Below are 2,961 nucleotides of genomic sequence, written 5' to 3' on the forward strand. Positions count from 1 at the left end.
CTCGAGCGCGGCGAGACCGACGCGCTTCGCGATGCCGTCGCGAAGCTGTCGCGGTGGGCGTGGCGCTTGAGCTGGTTGACGCCGCTGGCGACAAGCCCGGGCTTCCGCCCGCAGACCGAGGCGCTCGTCGCCATCGAGCGCTTCGTCGATGACCTCGTGGATGGCGGTTCGAGCGCGTCGATCGTCGCGCATATTCTGGCGTTGGGACGAAGGAGAGCGGCGTGACCGGTATTGTCGATGGCCATCATCATATCTGGCGGCAGGCCGACCTGCCCTGGCTGATCGGCCCCATGCAACCGCGCATCTTCGGACCTTACGAGCCGATCCGGCGCGACTATCCGATCGAGGAATACCTCGACGACCTCAAAGGCGCCGGCGTCACGCGCTCGGTCTATGTGCAGACCAACTGGGCCAACGAGCGCTTCGAGGACGAGGCCGCCTGGGTGCAGGAAACTGCCGACGCACACGGCTGGCCGCACGCGATCGTCGCCTATGCCAATTTCGCCGTGGACGACGTACGCCCGCAGCTCGATCTCCTGAAGCGCTACCCGCTGGTGCGCGGCGTGCGCATGCAGCTGCACTGGCACGAGAACCCGCTCTACCGCTTTGCAGCCCGCGCGGATCTCTGCGCCGATCCGATGATCGGTCGCAACGTCGCGCGTCTAGCCGACTATGGCTGGAGCTTCGATTTGCAGGTGTTCACACCGCAGATGCCGGAAGCCGCAGCGCTCGCAGAGGCCTGCCCCGAGGTGACCTTCATCCTCCAGCATGCCGGCATGCTGGAGGATCTCTCGCCTGGCGGCCGCGCCGCCTGGCGCGGCGGCATGGCCCGGCTCGCGGCCTGCCCCAACGTGGTCTCAAAGCTCTCCGGGCTCGGCACCTTCATCCATCGCAACGATCCCGCGCACATCGCCGCTGTGCTTACTGACACCGTCGCGATCTTCGGCGCCGAGCGCTGCCTGTTCGGCTCCAATTTCCCGATCGAGAAATTGTGGACCAGCTATCGCGACCTCGTCGGCGCTTTTCGCGCCGCGGCCGCGCCGTTCAGCGCAGAGCAGCAGGACGCCATCTTCAGGATGACCGCAACGCGCGTCTACCGGCTTTGACAGACAGGAAACAGATGAGGGAGGGCAACGAATGGCGCTGGAGATCAAGATCCTGGACTACGGCGATATCGAGCTGGAATCGAGCTTTCTGGTGCTCGGCCGCGATTGCGGCCGCACCCGCCGCGTCCTCACGCTCGGCTTCCTGATCCTCGGGGGGAAATATCCTGTTGTGGTCGACACCGGCTACCGCTCCAACCAGATCATGGAGACGCTGGGCATGCGCGGGCTGCAGTATCATGAGAACATGATCGAGAACCAGCTCGCGCGTCACGGCGTGCGCATGGGCGACGTCCGCTTCGTCTGCCACACCCATCTGCACATCGACCATGCTGGCAAGGACGATCTGTTCCCGATGAACACGACCGTCGTGCTCAACCGCAAGGAGCTCGAATATTCGGTCTCCGGCCTGATGCATCCACAATATCCGGCCCCCGACATCAAGCACCTGATCGACCGCCTGCACACCAAGAGCGCGCTGCGTTTCCTTGACCTGGAGATCACCGGTCCGATCGAGCTGATGCCCGGCGTCTATTGCGACGCCGCCAATGCGCATACGGAGGGCTCGATGAACATCATCGTCGAGACGGCAGACGGCATTGCGACCATCTGCGGCGACGTGATCTACGACTTCAACGACCAGATCGTGACGCCGTTCAACGAGATCCATGATTGGGAGCCGCGCACCACCGGCAACCACGGCACCAGCAAGCGTGCGGAGAAGGCCTCGATCAAGAAGCTACTCAGCAATTCGCGCTATTTGCTGCCCGTGCATGACCGTCCCGCCAAGATCGAAGGCGGCAACGTCGTGGGGCGCCTGCACGATCAGGTCCCCGGCCCGATCGTGCAGTCGCTGCCGGCACGCAACTGGTTTCCAGCGTAACGTGACCTAAGGATCGGCCGATGACCCACGTCACCTTGCGGAGCGAGTTCGAGACCCTGATCGACCCCTATGCGCCGGTCGCGCAGGTCGGCACCGGCTTCGACTTCACGGAGGGGCCGATCTGGCATCCGGTCGATCATTATTTGCTGTTCTCCGACATGCCCGGCGACGTGCGCCGGCGCTGGGATGCGCGGCGCGGTGTCGTGGAGGTCAAGCGCCCCTCCAACAAATGCAACGGCATGACCTACGATGCCGAGCTCAATCTCATCGTCTGCGAGCACGCGACATCGTCGCTGATCCGCGAGCGGCCGGACGGGCGACGCGAGGTGTTGGCTTCGCATTTTGGGGGACAGGAGCTGAACAGCCCGAACGACGCCTGCGTGCACTCCTCCGGCGCGATCTATTTCTCGGACCCCTGGTACGGCCGCATGCCGGTCTATGGCGTCGAGCGGCCGCGCCAGCTCGGCTTCCAGGGCGTCTATCGCGTCGTGCCCGGCGCCGAGCCGAAGCTCGTGGTCGAGCGCAATCTGTTCGACCAGCCCAACGGCCTATGCTTCTCGCCGGACGAGAAGCTGCTCTATGTCAACGACACCGTGCAGGCGCTGATCCGCATCTTCGACGTCGATGCCGACGGTTCGCTGTCGAATGCGCGGGTGTTCGCAAGCGGCATTCGCTCCGAGTTGGAGCCCGGCTTGCCCGACGGCATGAAGTGCGATCAGCACGGCAATGTCTGGGTCACCGCGCCCGGCGGCGTCTGGGTCTATTCGCAGCGCGGCGAGTTGCTCGGCAAAGTCCGCGTCCCCGAGATGGTCGCCAACCTCGCCTGGGGCGGGCCGGATTTCCGCACGCTTTACCTGACCTCGACCCACTCGGTGTACGCGATCCCGACCAAGGTCGGCCCACGGCACGAGCCCTATATGAGTGGCCGGCGAAGCGGCGGCGGCGCGACTGCAAGCGGCGCGACTGCAAGCGCCG

3 protein-coding genes and 1 pseudogene are annotated in these 2,961 nt (G+C 65.0%); all 4 read left to right on the plus strand.

Annotated elements, in window-relative coordinates; all coding sequences use genetic code 11:
- A pseudogene (locus tag MOV74_RS35005) lies at nucleotides 1–225 on the plus strand (hypothetical protein); the annotation flags it as partial.
- On the plus strand, nucleotides 222–1,106 hold the full coding sequence (locus MOV74_RS35010) for an amidohydrolase (RefSeq protein ID WP_246931646.1): 885 nt from the start codon (nucleotides 222–224) through the stop codon (nucleotides 1,104–1,106). The pseudogene MOV74_RS35005 and the gene MOV74_RS35010, both read left to right, overlap by 4 nt.
- Nucleotides 1,107–1,137: 31 nt before the next feature.
- A complete protein-coding gene (locus MOV74_RS35015; RefSeq protein WP_128927095.1) occupies nucleotides 1,138–1,986 on the plus strand; it encodes an MBL fold metallo-hydrolase in 849 nt (282 codons plus the stop codon).
- A gap of 20 nt (nucleotides 1,987–2,006) precedes the next feature.
- Nucleotides 2,007–2,961: SMP-30/gluconolactonase/LRE family protein (locus MOV74_RS35020; protein ID WP_246931649.1), on the plus strand; the 955-nt coding region annotated here is incomplete at its 3' end.

Source organism: Bradyrhizobium sp. SHOUNA76 (assembly GCF_023006445.1).
In the GTDB taxonomy this organism is placed as follows: domain Bacteria; phylum Pseudomonadota; class Alphaproteobacteria; order Rhizobiales; family Xanthobacteraceae; genus Bradyrhizobium.

Bases quoted from the DNA above. Each gene is read 5' to 3' on its own strand.
- MOV74_RS35015 (WP_128927095.1), top strand. From the start codon at position 1,138: ATGGCGCTGGAGATCAAGATCCTGGACTACGGCGATATCGAGCTGGAA.